Source organism: Agrococcus citreus (assembly GCF_039527715.1).
In the GTDB taxonomy this organism is placed as follows: domain Bacteria; phylum Actinomycetota; class Actinomycetes; order Actinomycetales; family Microbacteriaceae; genus Agrococcus; species Agrococcus citreus.
The window spans coordinates 37,588-52,870 of the sequence record NZ_BAAAKK010000003.1 but is presented as its reverse complement, the minus strand read 5'-3'; the positions used below and the strand labels follow the sequence as shown (position 1 = coordinate 52,870).

Sequence of the window (15,283 nt, the reverse complement as noted above, 5' to 3'; positions counted from 1 at the left end):
CGCGCATGCGCGGTTGAACGACCACAGGCGACGTTGAGGATCCGGGGCTCAGCCGGCGGGGGTGGTGGGCTGGCGGTGCGTCCAGCCGTCGGCGCCGAGCCGGTACTCGACGCGCACGTGCTTGCGGTCGAGCGTCGCCTGCAGGAACTCGAACCGCCTCGGCTGCAGCGCCCACAGCACCCAGTCGGGGTTCGGCTGGCCCGCGTAGCTGGGGCGTTCCCGCCAGTCGGCCGCCGACGCATCCGCCCCGAGGTCGACCACGTCGCCCGTCACCTCGACCTGGCGGCCGAGCGGGCGCCAGAAGAACAGCGCGGTCGCGAGCGGTCGCGCCGTGAGCTGCTGCGCCTTGCGCGAGCCGCGGTTCGACGAGAACTGCAGGCCGCGCTCGTCGACGTCCTTGACGATGAGCGTGCGGCTCGCCGGCACACCGTCGTCGCCGACGGTGCTGAGCGTGAAGGCGCTCGGCTGCCGCTCGCCCGCGGCGATCGCGTCGTCGAGCCAGGCGGTGAAGAGCGCGAGCGGATGCGTCGGCACGGCATCCGCGTCGAGCACCGGCATGGTCTCGGGGAAGGTCGGCAGCGCGCGGAGGCGCTCGCGAAGCTCGCTCACGCGGCCACGCTAGCGGCCGGCACCTGGCGCAAGAGCGCTAGACGTCACGAATCGGAACTAGCTCGGTGGCCCCAAGATCAAGCATCGCAGCGACTCGGTGACGGCCGTTGTCGAACCTCATGCGACCATCCATCAGTTGGACCGGATCCGTCAGGAATGGTCAGTTCTGCCTGCGATCCGCTCATCGGGATGGTTCCCGCCACTTGCGCGATGGTTACGTTCCCGCAGACTGTTCCGCCCGCGTTCTTATGCAAGTACGTGTTCGCCAGCGCCAGGGCCGAGTTGTAGTTGAGACCGGCAACGTAGGCGCAACCCGGCCAATGGTTCGAGTTTTCGGCGTACTTACAGGGCGCGCCGCACCTGTGCAGGTCGCCGAATACGGCCCTGCTGCTGTCCCAGATTCTCAATAGAAGCGAGATGGGGACCAGGCTGAAACTCGCAGCCGAATTCGTGAACTGCGCGCGACGATTCATCTGCACAGTTTGCTCGCGCCGGTCGTCTTCACGTCAGCGGGGCAGCTCGACCGGCGCCGTCTCGGGCGGCTCGCCGATGCCGTGCCGGAGGTCGGGCTGGTGCCGCCGGAAGATCGCCGCGATCGCGGCCGCGATGGCCACCATCACGACCGCCACCCAGACCGCGCCGACGCCGCCGATCGCGTCGATCGCGACGCCCGCGACGGCCGAGCCGACCGCGGCGCCCAGCAGCTGGCCGGTGCCGATCCACGCGTAGGCCTCGGGGGTGTCGGCGAACTTCACGGTGCCGGCGATGATCGCCGAGAACGCCGCGAGCGCCGGCGCCGTGCCGAGCCCCGCGATGAAGAGCGCGATCGAGAGGCCGACCACCTCGGTCATCGGCAGCGCGATCGCCATGCCGACGAGCACGATCGTGAGGCGGATCGCGACCGACCACGGCGTGATCGGTCGCCCGCCGAGCGCGAAGCCGCCGATGAGCGAGCCCATCGCCGAGACACCGAGCACGATGCCCGCCTCGAGCGCGCCCTCGCCGAAGGTCGCGACGACGCCCGCCTCGACCGCCGAGAAGCCGCCGATGAACATCGCCGAGACGACCACCGAGAGCAGCACCGGGGGCTTCCGCAGCACGCGGCCCAGCTTGCGCGTGGTGGGTGGGATGCGCAATCGGCGCACCTCGGGCGACAGGATGAAGAGCGCCGCACCCACCGCCTGGATGACGAGCACGACGAAGAGCGTCGGGCCGGTGCCGAGCCCGGCGACGAGCGCCACGAGCAGCACCGGGCCGAACACCCAGATGATCTCCTGCAGCGCCGCGTCGAAGGAGAAGAGCGGCGACAGCAGCCGCTGCGGCACCATGCGCGGGTAGAGCGTGCGGACGGTGGGCGTGATCGGCGGCATCGCGGCGCCCGCGATGGCGCCCGCCAGCACATCCGCCCAGAGCGGCAGGCTCAGCGTCGAGATCGAGTAGAGCGCGCCCACCGAGATCACGGTCGTCGTGACGAGCACCGCGACGGTGCCGAAGCGCGCCATCAGCCGCGTGACGAACGGGCCCGCGAGCGCCATCCCGACCGAGAAGGCGGCGAGCACGATGCCGGCCGCCGTGTAGGTGCCGTGCTCGTGCTCCATGTGCATGAGGAGGCCGAGCGAGTACATGCCGGTGGGGAAGCGCGCGATGAGCTGCACGATGATGATGCGAGCGAGTCCCGGGACCCTCAGCACCTCGGCATACAAACGCACCAGCACAGCCTAGAGGCGCGTGCGGTGATCCCAGCAGCGCTCGCTGTGCCGCGTCCCCGGGTTCACGCCGCGGCGGCTTGGGACGTCGAAGAACTCCTGAGGCTGAAGTCATCCTGCTCGACCAGCGCCTCTTCGAAGTAGGCGATGGTGCGACGGAGGCCCTCGTCGAGCTGCACGGTCGGTCTCCACCCGAGCACCGACATCGCCTGACTGATGTCGGGCTTCCGCTGTGCGGGATCGTCCGCAGGCAGTGGCATGAAGACCACCCTGCTGATGCTCGACGGGATCGCCTCGAGGACCTTCTCGGCGAGCTCCTTGATCGTGAACTCACCGGGATTGCCGATGTTGACCGGGCCGGTGAAGTCGTCCTTCGCCATAGCGATCTTCATGCCCCGCACCAGGTCGCTCACGAATTGGAAGCTGCGCGTCTGCGAGCCGTCGCCGTAGATGGTCAGGTCCCTCCCCTTGAGCGCCTGGGCGATGAAGTTGGAGACGACGCGACCATCGTCCTCACGCATGTTGGGTCCATAGGTGTTGAAGATCCGTATGACGCGATGGTCGATCCCGTGCTGGCGCATGAAGTCGAAGCAGAGCCCCTCGGCATCCATCTTCCCGACGTCGTAGCAGGAGCGGATGCCGGTGATGCTCACGTTGCCCCGGTACGACTCGGGTTGTGGGTGCACCTCCGGGTCGCCGTAGACCTCGCTGGTCGAAGCGAAGAGCAGACGGGCGCCGGTCGCGCGCGAGAGCTCCAGCACGTTGAGCGTGCCGTGGAAGTTCGTCTTCCGCGTCTTGATCGGGTCGAACTGGTAGTGCGGTGGGGATGCCGGGCATGCCAGGTGATAGATCTGATCGATCTGCATCAGCGGGATCGGATCGCACACATCGCGCTCCATGAAGGAGAACGAGTCGTGGTTGAGGAACGGCTCGATGTTCTCGCGTCGGCCGCTGAAGAGGTTGTCGAGGCAGACGACGGCGTCGCCGTTCGCCAAGAGATCTTGGATGAGATGCGAGCCGATGAAACCGGCGCCGCCTGTGACGAGGATTCGTTTCATGGGCGAACCCACCTTTCGGTCGTGGGGCACTGCGGGGGTGCGAGAAGACGCACCCCCGCAGCGACCTCTACTCGGTGCCGGCGCTTGCGCCGGCCATAGCGAACTTCTTCCAAAGCGTCACCACTGCTCCGACGATCGCCAGAGCTAGCCCGGCGATCCCGACGCCGATTGCTGAGGCCGCCCCCGTCACCGGGAGTTCAGTTGCTGCGGACATGTTTCACCCCCTCTTCATGCGGTCGTGATGCGCGCGGGTGATGTCCACACGCAGTTCTCCACTGTCGGTTGGCGCACTGCCTTGATGAGGGCATGCACGAACAGCCAGCGATAGATGAAGTCGGTGATGATGATGGGAACGATGAACACCAGCAGCCGGGGTTGCCGCAGCCCGATGCTCGCGGCGACGATCCAGAAGCTGTAGCCGGCGAAGAACACGAGGATGAAGATCGGTGCCTGGTACGCCGCGACGACCAGGACGCCGACGGCGACGGGCGCACTGACGATGTAGATCGTCCAATGCAGCATCAGGAGGATGTAGGCGGCGTCGAATCGTGACGCCTGACGGCCGACGCGGTGACCGATGATGCCCTGGAACGTCCCCCACAGCCAGCGCAGGTTCTGGCTGTACCAGTCCTTGAAGTTGGTCGGATCCTGCAGGTGCGCACGGGCACGAGGCGCATACACGACCTTGCCGAGGTTGCGCCGCTGCGCTTCGAGCACCCAGTAGGTGTCGTCGACGATGTACGGGGTCTTCTCGACGAGGACCTGCTCCAGCAGGCTGCTGCGATACACCGAGTTGCTTCCGGAGATGCAGTTCATGACGCCGAAGAGGCTCTGCACGTGGCGGATCGTGAGCTGGAAGTTCCAATAGGAGAACGCGCGCTTGGCGAGCCAGACGTTCCAGCGATGCTCCTTGGGCCACCACGTGATGTTCTTGCCGACCGCGATGGCGACGGAGAGGTCGGTCATCTTCTCGAGGCTCCGCTCGATGAAGTCCGGCTCGATGAGCACGTCATCGTCGAGGATCGCGACGGCGTCGTATCGCGTGCTGAGGTCCAGCTGGTGGAAAGCGGTGTACAGCGCCTTCGGCTTCCCGCCGTTCTTGACCAGCTCGAGCACCACCGCGCCCGCTGCGCGCGCCGCTTCGGAGGTCTGGTCTGCAGGGTCCTTCTGCTTCGACCCGTCGTCGATGACGTAGACGTCGCATCCCGTCAGCAGCGCGGCTCTCACTGTCTCGCCGATGGTGCCGGCACCTCTGAAGCACGCGATGACGACCGCGACCGCCTTCGGCCCGCCGATCGGGGGGAAGTCGGGCGACGCCTGCTTCTCACTCCACTCCCGCACCTTCGCAGGACGGAGCCTGCCGTACAGCCAGCCAGAACCTGCAACGGCGAGCAGGCAGAACGGTGTGACGAGCAACAGCCATGGGATCGCTTCCATCGTCTTCTCTCGTTGTCGGTCACGTCGTGGCTCGCCTGGGTGAGGTGCGCAACTGGCGCTGCACACCCGTTGTGCCGAGGTCTCCGGGCCTGAGCCCGACCGGCCGCGAAGCGTAGAATCACACTGTTCGGGTTCTTGCTACGACGGCAACGTATGGCCGGAACGTAATATCACGGCGTTTCTAAAGGTGGTCTTGAGGAAGATTCGCTTTGGCGGTGCAAGCTCGCACCGGTTGGTCCTACGCCGAGATCCGGCAGAATGAGGTCGACCGCGGCATCGCGCGGATCGGCGCCGATCTCGCGCAGCCTGCGGACTCATCAGCAGCCTGCACCCCGGTCCGGCCGCACCCTGATAGGAGGCACACCGTGACGGAGAGCACAGCGCATGGGCAGCCCGGCACTGGCCCGGTCGGGCCGGTCGATGCATCCGTCGTGCCCCGCTACGCCGGGATCGCCACGTACGCGCGGCTGCCGCGCATCGAGGACGTGCCGCGCGCCGACGTCGCCGTCGTGGGCGTGCCGTTCGACACGGGCGTCAGCTACCGCCCCGGCACGCGCTTCGGGCCCTCGCACGTGCGCGAGTCGTCACGACTGCTGCGCCCGTACAACCCGGCGCAGGACGTCTCGCCATTCGCGGTGGCCCAGGTCGTCGACGCCGGCGACTTCCCGGTGAACCCGTTCGACATCCAGGAGGCGGTGCTCGAGGTCGAGCGCGCCGCGACGGAGCTCGGCGAGCGGGCGACGCGGATCGTGACGATCGGCGGCGACCACACGATCGCGCTGCCGCTGCTGCGCGCCGTCGCCAAGCAGCACGGGCCGGTCGCTGTGCTGCACTTCGACGCGCACCTCGACACGTGGGACACCTACTTCGGCGCGCCGGTCACGCACGGCACGCCCTTCCGGCGCGCGAGCGAGGAGGGCCTCATCGACCTCACCGCGAGCTGCCACGTCGGCACCCGCGGCCCGCTCTACTCGAAGCAGGATCTCGAGGACGACGAGCGGCTCGGCTTCTCGATCGTCTCGAGCGAGTACGTCGAGGAGCACGGCGCCGAGGCGGCGATCCAGCGGATGCGCGACCGCATCGGCGACAAGCCGCTCTACATCTCGGTCGACATCGACGTGCTCGACCCCGCGCACGCGCCCGGCACAGGCACGCCCGAGGCGGGCGGGCTCACGAGCCGCGAGCTGCTGCGCTTCCTGCGGAGCCTCGGCGACAAGCACATCGTCGGCGCCGACGTCGTCGAGGTCTCGCCCGCGTACGACCACGCCCAGATGACCGGCATCGCGGCGAGCCACGTCGTCTACGAGCTCGTGACGCTGCTCGCGGCGCAGGCGGAGCGGATGCGCGGGGCCGAGTAGCGCTCCTGCTGGTCGAGCCGCACGCGCCGGAGGCGCGCGCGAGTCGAGACCATGCACAGGCCAGCGCCCGGTCTCGCCCGCGTCTATGGCCGCACACCTAGCATGTGCGCTGTGGTGGCGACGCGCGCGAAGGGCAACGGTCGACGGTGGGTGGCGGCGGTCGTCGCCGCCACCGTGGCGTTCGTCGTGGGCCTGTCGGTCGGCGCGCTGGCGTCGCCCTTCTTCGGGGACGAGGAGTTCCGGCGCGCGTTCCTCACCTCCGCAGGCTTCGGCGGAGTGGCCGCCGTCGGCGCGGCACTTGTCGCGTTCGCAGCCGCGCTGTACAGCGTCCGCTCGACTCGGGAGCAAGCCGAGGCCGATCGTGAGCAGAGCGAGCGGCGTGAGCGCAAGGAGCAGTGGTGGTCGCGGGCGGAGTGGGCGCTCACGCAGGTGGCGCATGGCGGCAGCGCTGCCGTCATCGGGTTGGGCGTGCTCGAGGCTCTGGGCAGGAGCGAGTGGGCGGACCAGCACGAAGGCGACATCATCGCCGCCGCGACGGACTTCGCGCTGGTCACGGAGGAGCTCGAGACCGACGCGGGGAGCAGCGACGACCTGCCTCACGACAGTGATGACTGAGGCGACGATCACCCCTCGACCTGGCAGGGGGTAGCGAGCACAATGGATGCGGGAGGCAGGCGTGGCTGACGAGCGGCAGAGCACGAAGGGTGCTGGTGCGAGCCCCAATGGCGGCAACGGCAAGGTCTATCGATCCATCCGCACCGGCCGCATCGTCTCGCAGGCGGAACGCATCGCTGCCGCGCGCGCTCGCATCGTCGCCGACGACATCCGCGGACTCGAGACCGAGCCGTGGATCGTCGAGCTCTCGAAGCAGCGCGCTTGACCGACGGTGAGCGTCCCGGGCGCCGCGCGGTCGTCGCGCGTGACCCGCACCGCTATCGGCCGAGTCGAGGGATCAGGGTCGAGGCGACCGTATCGTCGGTGAGGTCGAGCATGTCGACGACGTAGGTGCCGGGCCCGCCGCCACAGCTGCCCACCGTGCTGATGATCGTGAGGGCCGCTGCGGTGAGAACTGCGCGAGCGGTGATGCGAGTGCGCATGGTGTCTCCGATGAGCTCGCGCAGCGGCGCACGTGTCGTTGCGCGCGGGCAGACTACGCCCGTCGCTCGCGCAGCACAGCCCCCGAAGTTCAGCGCACCGCTGCCGGCTACTCCGGGCGCGGCGCCTTGATGAGCACCGCCGCGACGAGCGCGACGATCGCGGCGCCGAGGTGCGCGAGGAGCCACGCCTGTCCTTCGAACGCGAACGGCATGACCGGGTTCCAGGCCACCGCGATGGCGAGGAAGACCGGGATCCACCACCAGTGCTTCGCCTGGAAGGCGAACCAGGCGACGATCACCGCGAGCACCGCGATCACGAAGCGCAGCGTCTCGTACCACTCGCTGCCGATGAGCATCGTGCCGACCACGAGCGCGATCGCGACGAGCACGCCCGGGGCGAGCGCGTTGCGCTGGTAGGTGGGGCCGTAGCGATTGCTCTCCATCGCCATCAACCGTACGGCCTCGCATCCTGACGTACGTCCGCAGATCGGGCGCTCGCGCTCGCTGGACCCGATTCCGGATGCTGGACCCGAACCTTCGGGTCCAGCATTGAGAAATCGGTCCACGGGAGGATGGGCGCCGGCGCGATCGGGTCCACGATCCGGAAGCGGGTCTCGGCGCTGCTCGGTGGGCGCGCCGCTCAGGCCGCGAGCGCCTTCTTCACCCGCTGCAGGCTGACCGGCCCGGAGGTGCCCAGCTGCTGCGCGAAGAGGCTCACGCGCAGCTCCTCGAGCAGCCAGCGGGCGGTGACCAGCCGCTCGGCCTTCGCCGACCCATCCGTGCCCGGGACGGCATCCGTCACCGACGCCGCCAGCGGCAGCGTGCCGCCCGCCTCGGTGAAGAGCGCGGTCGCCTGCTCGACCTCGGTCATCCAGATGCGGTCCCGGTGCGCGGTCTCGGGCAGCCGCTTGACGCGGTGCTCGATCGCCCGCACGTAGACCTCGAGCCGCCCGAGCCGCGCGAGCCCCGTGCGACTCACGAAGCCGTCGAAGACGAGCTGGTCGAGGTGCGCGCGGGCGTCGGCGAGCGCCGCCATGTGAGCGAGGCTCGCGCCGTCGCGGATCGCGCGGTCGGCGTGCCGGGCGCTCGTGAGGATGCGCGCCACTTGCGACGCGAGCGCGAACAGGCGGTCGACGAGGCCGTCGGCGACGCGCGCCCGCAGCGCCTCGAAGTCGGCGACCGTCGCGGGGAGCGTCGCGCCGAGCTCGGCGTCGATGATCGCGAGCATGAGGTCGTCGAAGAGCCGGTCGGTCGAGGGGTATGGGCTCGCGCCGAGCGCGAGCTTCTCGGCCGCGGTGAGGTTCGACTGCACGTAGGGGCCGGGGCTCGGCACCTGCAGCAGCAGCAGCTGCCGCACCGCCGCGCGCTGGTCGCGCTGCTGCGACTCCCGCGTCGAGGCGAGCCGGATGCCGACGGTCGCCTTCCCGCCCTTGCCCGCGCTCGTGATGGCGTAGCCGGGGTAGGCGCGCACGGTGTTGCCGCCCTGCCGCACGTCGATGTGCTCGGGCAGCTCGACGTCGAAGCCCGTGACCTCGTCGCGCTCGAGGTCGCTCGTCACCTTCACGGCGGCCTTCGCGACCTGCGCCGTCGCCTGCTGCCCGAAGCGGCGCTTGAGCGCCTCGAGGTCCTTGTCGGCGCCGAGCCGGCGGCCGCGGCCGTCCTCGACCGCGAAGGTGGGCTTGAGGTGGTCCGGGATGCGGTGCCAGTCGACGTCGGTCGCGGCCGCCTGCACGTAGGCGGTGCGGGAGATGCGCGCGGCGAGCACCTCCGCGATCGACGGGGGCCGGTCGCTGCCCTTGATGCTCGCGACCGGCTGGGCCGGCAGCTCGGCGAGCATGCCGCGCGCCCAGTCGCCGGCCGGCACGACGTGCTTGCGCACGTGCTTCGGCAGGCTCTTGATCATCGCCGTGAGCAGCTCCTCGCGCATGCCGGGCACGAGCCAGTCGAAGCCCTCGGGGCTCAGGCGTGGCAGCACCGCGAGCGGCACGTGCACGGTGACGCCGTCGTCGGCGGCGCCCGGCTCGAACCGGTAGCTGAGCCGCAGCCGCTGCTCGCCCTGCTGCCACTTCGTCGGGAATGCCTCCTGGTCGACTCGGGCATCCTCGCCGGTGAGGTCCTCGCGCGTCATCGTCAAGAGGTCCGGCGTCTGCTTGCGGGCCTCGCGCCACCAGCCCTCGAAGCTGCGGGTGGATGCGACATCGGCCGGGATGCGCGCGTCGAAGAAGTCGAACACGGCTTCGTCGCCGACCAGCAGGTCGCGCCGGCGCTGGCGCTCCTCGAGCCGCTCGATCTCGCGGCGCAGCTCCTTGTTCTTGCGGTCGAAGTCCTGCGGGCTGTCCCACTCGCCGTCCACGAGCGCGTGCCGGATGAACAGCTCGCGCGCGTGCTCGGGGTCGATGCGCGAGAACTGCACGCGGCGACGCTCGACGATCGTGACGCCGAAGAGCGTCACCTTCTCGAACGCCACGACGGAGCCCTGCTTGCGCTCCCAGTGCGGCTCGGAGACCTGCCGCTTCGCGAGGTCGCCCGCGAGCGGCTCGGCCCACGCGAGGTCGATCGCTGCGACGTTGCGGGCGAAGAGCCGGCTCGTCTCGACGAGCTCGGCGGCCATCACCGCGCGGGGCGGCTTCTTGGCGAGGCCCGAGCCGGGGAAGATCTGGAACCGCGCGCCACGGGCGCCGAGGTACTCGGGCCGCACGCGCATCCGCCGCTTGTCGCCCTTGTCGCCGGGCCGCGACTGCTGCGGCTTCTGCGTCTCGTCGAGCGTGCCGATGCGGCCGAGCAGGCCCGACAGCAGCGCCTTGTGGACGGCGTCGGCGTCGACGGCCGTGGCGAGCGAGCCGGGACCGCCCTCCGCCCCACCCGCTGGTCGAGCCGCACGCGCCGCAGGCGCGCGCGAGTCGAGACCATGTCCACGTGGCGATCGGTCTCGAGACGCGGCCTCCGGCTGCTCCTCGACCCGCGAGGGCGACGAGCGCTTCTCCGGCTTCAGCCCCATCGACCGCGTCAGCTGCCGCACGACGTCCTGCCACTCGCGCACACGCAGGAACGAGAGGTGCTCCGCCTTGCACAGCTTCCGGAACTGGTTGCCCGAGAGCGTCGCCTGCTGCGCCTGCAGGTGCCGCCAGAGCGCGAGCAGCGAGATGAAGTCGCTCGTCGGGTCGGTGAAGCGCGCGTGCGAGCGGTCGGCCTCCTCGCGCCGCTCGAGCGGGCGCTCCCGCGGGTCCTGGATCGTCAGTCCGGCGACGATCGCGATGACCTCGTGGGCGACATCGGCATCCCGGCCGGCCAGGGCCATCCGCCCGAACCTCGGGTCGACGGGCAGGCGCGCGAGCTCGCGGCCGATCTTCGTGATGGCGCCCTTCGACGAGATGGCGCCGAGCTCGCGCAGCAGGTCGTGGCCGTCCTTGATGCCGCGCGGGTCGGGCGGCTGGAGGAACGGGAACTCCTCGAGCGGGCCGAGCCCGAGCGACGCGGCCTGCAGGATGACGGCCGCGAGGTTGGTGCGGAGGATCTCGGGGTCGGTGAACGCGGGGCGCTTGTCGAAGTCCGACTCGGCGAAAAGCCGGATCGCGATGCCCGGCGCCACGCGGCCCGCGCGGCCCGAGCGCTGGTTGGCGCTCGCCTGGCTGATCGCCTCGATCGGCAGCCGCTGCACCTTGCTGCGCGCCGAGTAGCGCGAGATGCGGGCGGTGCCCGTGTCGATGACGTGGCGGATGCCCGGCACGGTCAACGACGTCTCGGCGACGTTCGTGGCGAGCACGACGCGGCGACGGATGCCGGGGCGGCTCGAGCGCTCGAAGACGCGGTGCTGGTCGGCGGCGCTCAAGCGGCCGTAGAGGGGGAGGATCTCGGTCGTCGGGCCGAGCTTGCCCTGCAGCTGGTCCTGCGCGTCGCGGATGTCGGCCTCGCTGGGGAGGAACACGAGCACGTCGCCGGCGTCGTCGCGGGCGATCTCCTGCAGCGCCGACTCGATGCCGTCGATGGGATCGAGGTCGACGTGCTCGTCCGGCTCGCCGTCGTCGTCCTCGTCCTCGTCCATCTGCTCGGCGACGAGCGGGCGGTAGCGGATGTCGACGGGGAACGTGCGGCCGGAGACCTCGATGATCGGGGCGCCGCCGAAGTGCCGGCTGAACGACTCCGGGTCGATCGTCGCGCTCGTGACGATCACCTTCAGGTCGGGACGGCGGGGGAGCAGCCGCTGCAGGTAGCCGACGAGGAAGTCGATCGTGAGGCTGCGCTCGTGCGCCTCGTCGATGATGATCGTGTCGTACTGCTTGAGGTCGCGATCGCGGTGCATCTCGGCGAGCAGGATGCCGTCGGTCATCACCTTGATCTGCGTCGCGGCCGACACCTGGTCGGTGAAGCGCACCTTGTAGCCGACGGCCCCGCCGAGCTCCTCGCCGAGCTCCTCGGCGATGCGCTCGGCGATCGTGCGGGCGGCGAGCCGGCGAGGCTGCGTGTGGCCGATGCTCGAGCGGCCGAGCTCGAGGCACATCTTCGGCAGCTGCGTCGTCTTGCCGGAGCCCGTCGCGCCCGCGACGATCACGACCTGGTGCTCGTGGATCGCCGCCATGATCTCGTCGCGCGCAGCGCTGACGGGCAGATCAGCCGGGTACTCGATGCGCATCCGACCATTCTCCCGTGCGCGGCTGTGCCCGCGCACCCGCCGCGGCGCATCCGCCCCGCCCCCGCGCGCATCCGCCGCCCTGCACCTGCGTCGCGGACCCCTTCCTCACTGCTGGACCCGAATGTTCGGGTCCAGCAGTGAGAAAGAGGTCCGCCGAATCGCGACGGCCCCCGCGCGGGGGCCGGGCTCACCGGTGCGTCGCGCGGCGCCATCCACAGGTCCGGGCGCGCGGGGCGGCGCGCCGCGCCGACGCGGTGCACCCTGCCAGCATGCGCGACTCCGACCGAGCCATCTGGGACTCACGAGCCCGACTGCAGCGCACGCGCGACCTGCGAGCGGATGCGCCGACGCGGGTGCCGTCGCAGGACGAGCGGCTGACGCGCATCCGCCAGGGCGTCTACGCCCGAGCGGAGGATCTTGACGGCGCGCCGCACGGGGTGCAGTACCTCGCCCGCATCGAGGCCACGGCGCAAGCGCGGCGTGCACCGATCTTCGCTCGGGAGTCGGCGCTCGCGGTGCATGGCGTGCCGTACGGCCGCGAGCCCGAGCGGGTGTTCACGATCGGGGGAGCGAGCACCGCCGGCCTCAAGGCAGGGGTCCAGCACGCTCGGGTGACGATCGCCGCTGACGACGTCGTGCAGGAACGAGGGCTGCTGGTGTGCTCGCTGCCGTACGCGCTCGCCGATACGGCGAGGCACCGCGATCAGCGGGTCGCGGTGGCAGCGATCGACGCGGCACTGCACGAGCAGCTGGTCAGCAAGGAGGCGATCCTCGATGCGCTGTCGCGGCAGAGCCGGGTGGGACAGGCGCGGGCTCGCGCGTCGATCGCCTTCGCCGAGGGGGCCGCGGAATCGGTCGGAGAGTCGTGGAGCAGGGTCGTGCTGCAGCTGCTGGGCTTCCCGGCTCCGGAGCTGCAGCCCGCGGTCCGGGGCGCGAGCGGTCGGTGGTGGCACCCGGACTTCCGCTGGCGTCTCGCTGACTTGCCGAGGCCCCTGCTCGGCGAGTTCGACGGCATGACCAAGTACGGGGACCTCGCCGCGCGGGAGGGGCTGACCCCGCAGCAGGCGCTCGCCCGGGAGAAGCGCCGGGAGGACGACCTCCGCGCCGAGAACGACACCGTCCACTGGGTCTGGGGCGACGTGACGACGCCGAGGCGGCTGGAGCGCATCCTGCTCGCCCGCGGCGTGCCGCGCATCCGTCCGTCGTCGCTGTGGCTGCCCGGAAATCGCTAGGTGGACGCATGGCGCTGGCTCCGGCGCCTGCGGACCGCTTTCTCGCTCGTGGACCCGAATGTTCGGGTCCACGAGCGAGAAACAGGTCCGTCTCTGGCGGCGCGCGGGGACAGCACGTGCGCACGCACTCTGGCGCTTCTCAGACCGCCCGGCCAGGATGGCGAGCATGGACATCCACGACAACGGGCCGAAGCCGAACACGTTCGACATCGAGACCGCCACCACCGAGAACGACGCCTACCGCCGCGTTGCCTGGACGGGCAAGCACCTCCAGGTGACGCTCATGTCGATCGAGCCGGGCAAGTCGATCGGGCTCGAGGTGCACCACGGCACCGACCAGTTCCTGCGCATCGACCAGGGCAAGGGTGTCGCGAAGATGGGTCCCGAGAAGGACGACCTGCAGGAGCACGAGGTCGAGGACGGCTGGAGCATCCAGGTGCCCGCGGGCACGTGGCACGACGTCGAGAACACCGGCGCCGAGCCGCTCCGCCTCTACACGATCTACGCCCCGACGCATCACGCGAAGGGCATCGTGCAGCAGACGAAGGACAAGGCCGACGCCGACGAGGAGGCCGGCCGCGACGAGCCGCCGAAGTGGGTCGAAGAGGTCGACGACAAGGGCGAGGAGACGGCCTGAGCCGTCCCGCACGCGCAGGCGCCCGTCGGTGATCCGGCGGGCGTCCGTCGTCCCGGCGAGTGGATGCGCGTCGGTCGCGGGTGCCGCGGTCCGGCGGCGCGTCCGTCGTCCCGGCGAGTGGATGCGCGTCGGCCGCGGGCGCTGCCCTCCCGCGGCACACGACCACCGAGGCCGGCAGCGCCGACCGCCGCGCCACGAGTCGAAGCGAGGCGCGGATGCTGGCATGCTTTCGTCAGCGCGCAGTGCGGGGCGTGGGTGGTCGAGACCCGACCGTCCGGATCCCGCGCACCGCTGGCGCATCCACGGACAACGGGAGACACGATGACGATCGATCTGGCCACCTACCAGCTGAGCGAGGACGAGCTGGCGCTCGCCGAGGGGGTGCGCGAGTTCGCGGACCGGGTGGTGGCGCCGGTCTCGTACGAGGCGGACCGCACGAAGACGCTGCCGATGGACGTCGTGGCGCGGATGGGCGAGATGGGCCTGTTCGGGATCCCCTTCCCCGAGGAGGTCGGCGGCCAGGGCGGCGACTACTTCGCGCTCTGCCTCGCGATCGAGGCCCTCGCGCGCGTCGACCAGTCGATCGCGATCACCCTCGAGGCAGGCGTGAGCCTGGGCGCGATGCCGATCTTCCGCTTCGGCAGCGACGAGCAGAAGGCCGAGCTGCTGCCCGACCTGCTCTCGGGCGCCGCGCTCGCCGGCTTCGGCCTCACCGAGCCGGAGGCCGGCTCCGACGCCGGCGCCACGCGCACCACCGCGCGCCTGGAGGGCGACGAGTGGGTGATCAACGGCGCGAAGCAGTTCATCACCAACTCCGGCACCCCGATCACGCGATTCGTCACGGTCACCGCGGTGACCGGCGAGCAGGACGGCCGCAAGGAGATCTCGACCATCTACGTGCCCAACGGCACCCCCGGCTTCACCGTCGAGGCGCCGTACGACAAGGTCGGCTGGCACGCGTCCGACACGCATCCGCTCACGTTCCGAGACGTGCGGGTGCCGGCGAGCAACCTGGTGGGCGAGCGGGGCCGCGGCTTCGCGGGGTTCCTGCACATCCTCGACGAGGGACGCATCGCGATCGCCGCGCTCTCGACGGGTGCCGCCGAGGGCTGCCTCGAGGACGCCATCGAGTACGCGCACTCGCGCAAGGTCTTCGGCGAGCCGCTCGCGAGCCGGCAGAACGTGCAGTTCGTGATCGCCCGCATGCAGGCACGCGTGCACAACGCGCGCCTCGCCTGGCATCACGCGGCTCGCCTGCGCGATGCCGGCAAGCCCTTCAAGACCGAGGCGGCGCTCGCCAAGCTCACGGCGAGCGACGCGGCGATGGACAACGCGCGCGACGCGACCCAGATCCTCGGCGGCAACGGCTTCATGAACGAGTACTCGGTCGCCCGTCACTTCCGTGACTCGAAGATCCTCGAGATCGGCGAGGGCACGAGCGAGGTGCAGCTGCTCGTCGTCGCGCGCGCCCTCGGGCTCGCCTGAAGCCGCGAGACTGAGCGGCCTCCGGGCGCTGAGC

Annotated in this window: 14 protein-coding genes; 6 read left to right on the top strand and 8 right to left on the bottom strand. The window is 70.4% G+C overall.

Annotated features, from left to right (window positions below):
• Window positions 1–48 precede the first annotated feature (48 nt).
• From ABD106_RS05580 to ABD106_RS05565, 5 genes are all read right to left on the bottom strand, one after another.
• Window positions 49–609, bottom strand: a complete 561-nt coding sequence (locus tag ABD106_RS05580; protein ID WP_343918223.1) for a pyridoxine/pyridoxamine 5'-phosphate oxidase — start codon at window positions 607–609, stop codon at window positions 49–51.
• A 506-nt stretch (window positions 610–1,115) separates the two neighbouring features.
• Window positions 1,116–2,318 carry an MFS transporter gene (locus tag ABD106_RS05575; RefSeq protein WP_343918221.1) on the bottom strand — a complete coding sequence of 401 codons (1,203 nt, stop codon included), beginning with the start codon at window positions 2,316–2,318 and terminating at the stop codon, window positions 1,116–1,118.
• A gap of 62 nt (window positions 2,319–2,380) precedes the next feature.
• Complete coding sequence (locus tag ABD106_RS05570; RefSeq protein ID WP_343918219.1) at window positions 2,381–3,373, bottom strand: UDP-glucuronic acid decarboxylase family protein; 993 nt, start codon at window positions 3,371–3,373, stop codon at window positions 2,381–2,383.
• Between the two features lie 67 nt (window positions 3,374–3,440).
• Window positions 3,441–3,587, bottom strand: coding sequence for an LPXTG cell wall anchor domain-containing protein (locus ABD106_RS14535; RefSeq protein WP_425545726.1), 147 nt, complete (start codon window positions 3,585–3,587; stop codon window positions 3,441–3,443).
• Between the two features lie 14 nt (window positions 3,588–3,601).
• Window positions 3,602–4,810 (bottom strand): glycosyltransferase family 2 protein, encoded by a 1,209-nt coding sequence (locus ABD106_RS05565; RefSeq protein ID WP_343918217.1) that lies wholly within the window; start codon window positions 4,808–4,810, stop codon window positions 3,602–3,604.
• A gap of 365 nt (window positions 4,811–5,175) precedes the next feature.
• On the opposite strand from ABD106_RS05565, the gene speB reads away from it, so the two are divergent.
• The 3 genes from speB (at window position 5,176) to ABD106_RS05550 (ending at window position 7,048) form a co-directional block, all read left to right on the top strand.
• Window positions 5,176–6,168 carry an agmatinase gene (speB, locus tag ABD106_RS05560; protein WP_343918215.1) on the top strand — a complete coding sequence of 331 codons (993 nt, stop codon included), beginning with the start codon at window positions 5,176–5,178 and terminating at the stop codon, window positions 6,166–6,168.
• Window positions 6,169–6,279: 111 nt separating this feature from the next.
• A complete protein-coding gene (locus tag ABD106_RS05555; RefSeq protein WP_343918213.1) occupies window positions 6,280–6,783 on the top strand; it encodes a hypothetical protein in 504 nt (167 codons plus the stop codon).
• Between the two features lie 61 nt (window positions 6,784–6,844).
• Entirely contained in the window at window positions 6,845–7,048 is a 204-nt protein-coding gene (locus ABD106_RS05550; RefSeq protein ID WP_343918211.1) for a hypothetical protein, read from the top strand.
• A 52-nt stretch (window positions 7,049–7,100) separates the two neighbouring features.
• Here the strand turns inward: ABD106_RS05550 and ABD106_RS05545 are convergent, their stop codons facing one another.
• The 3 genes from ABD106_RS05545 to hrpA all read right to left on the bottom strand — a co-directional run bounded on the left by ABD106_RS05545 (window position 7,101) and on the right by hrpA (window position 11,895).
• Window positions 7,101–7,265 (bottom strand): hypothetical protein, encoded by a 165-nt coding sequence (locus ABD106_RS05545; protein WP_343918209.1) that lies wholly within the window; start codon window positions 7,263–7,265, stop codon window positions 7,101–7,103.
• A 107-nt stretch (window positions 7,266–7,372) separates the two neighbouring features.
• A complete protein-coding gene (locus ABD106_RS05540; RefSeq protein ID WP_343918207.1) occupies window positions 7,373–7,708 on the bottom strand; it encodes a DUF6804 family protein in 336 nt (111 codons plus the stop codon).
• Window positions 7,709–7,905: 197 nt separating this feature from the next.
• A complete protein-coding gene (gene hrpA, locus ABD106_RS05535; protein WP_425545725.1) occupies window positions 7,906–11,895 on the bottom strand; it encodes an ATP-dependent RNA helicase HrpA in 3,990 nt (1,329 codons plus the stop codon).
• Window positions 11,896–12,164: 269 nt separating this feature from the next.
• Between hrpA and ABD106_RS05530 the strand changes: the two genes are divergently transcribed.
• The 3 genes from ABD106_RS05530 (at window position 12,165) to ABD106_RS05520 (ending at window position 15,249) form a co-directional block, all read left to right on the top strand.
• Window positions 12,165–13,127, top strand: a complete 963-nt coding sequence (locus tag ABD106_RS05530) for a hypothetical protein (RefSeq protein ID WP_343918203.1) — start codon at window positions 12,165–12,167, stop codon at window positions 13,125–13,127.
• A gap of 166 nt (window positions 13,128–13,293) precedes the next feature.
• Window positions 13,294–13,764, top strand: coding sequence for a cupin domain-containing protein (locus tag ABD106_RS05525; RefSeq protein ID WP_343918201.1), 471 nt, complete (start codon window positions 13,294–13,296; stop codon window positions 13,762–13,764).
• 321 nt (window positions 13,765–14,085) lie between these two features.
• Complete coding sequence (locus ABD106_RS05520) at window positions 14,086–15,249, top strand: acyl-CoA dehydrogenase family protein (protein WP_343918199.1); 1,164 nt, start codon at window positions 14,086–14,088, stop codon at window positions 15,247–15,249.
• Window positions 15,250–15,283: the final 34 nt, after the last annotated feature.

Excerpts from the sequence above, each read along its gene's own strand:
- ABD106_RS05540 (WP_343918207.1), bottom strand. The coding sequence starts at position 7,708 with ATGGAGAGCAATCGCTACGGCCCCACCTACCAGCGCAACGCGCTCGCC.
- ABD106_RS05530 (WP_343918203.1), top strand. The coding sequence starts at position 12,165 with ATGCGCGACTCCGACCGAGCCATCTGGGACTCACGAGCCCGACTGCAG.
- ABD106_RS05565 (WP_343918217.1), bottom strand. The coding sequence starts at position 4,810 with ATGGAAGCGATCCCATGGCTGTTGCTCGTCACACCGTTCTGCCTGCTC.
- hrpA (WP_425545725.1), bottom strand. The coding sequence starts at position 11,895 with ATGCGCATCGAGTACCCGGCTGATCTGCCCGTCAGCGCTGCGCGCGAC.
- ABD106_RS05545 (WP_343918209.1), bottom strand. The coding sequence starts at position 7,265 with ATGCGCACTCGCATCACCGCTCGCGCAGTTCTCACCGCAGCGGCCCTC.
- ABD106_RS05525 (WP_343918201.1), top strand. The coding sequence starts at position 13,294 with ATGGACATCCACGACAACGGGCCGAAGCCGAACACGTTCGACATCGAG.
- ABD106_RS14535 (WP_425545726.1), bottom strand. The coding sequence starts at position 3,587 with ATGTCCGCAGCAACTGAACTCCCGGTGACGGGGGCGGCCTCAGCAATC.
- ABD106_RS05570 (WP_343918219.1), bottom strand. The coding sequence starts at position 3,373 with ATGAAACGAATCCTCGTCACAGGCGGCGCCGGTTTCATCGGCTCGCAT.
- ABD106_RS05520 (WP_343918199.1), top strand. The coding sequence starts at position 14,086 with ATGACGATCGATCTGGCCACCTACCAGCTGAGCGAGGACGAGCTGGCG.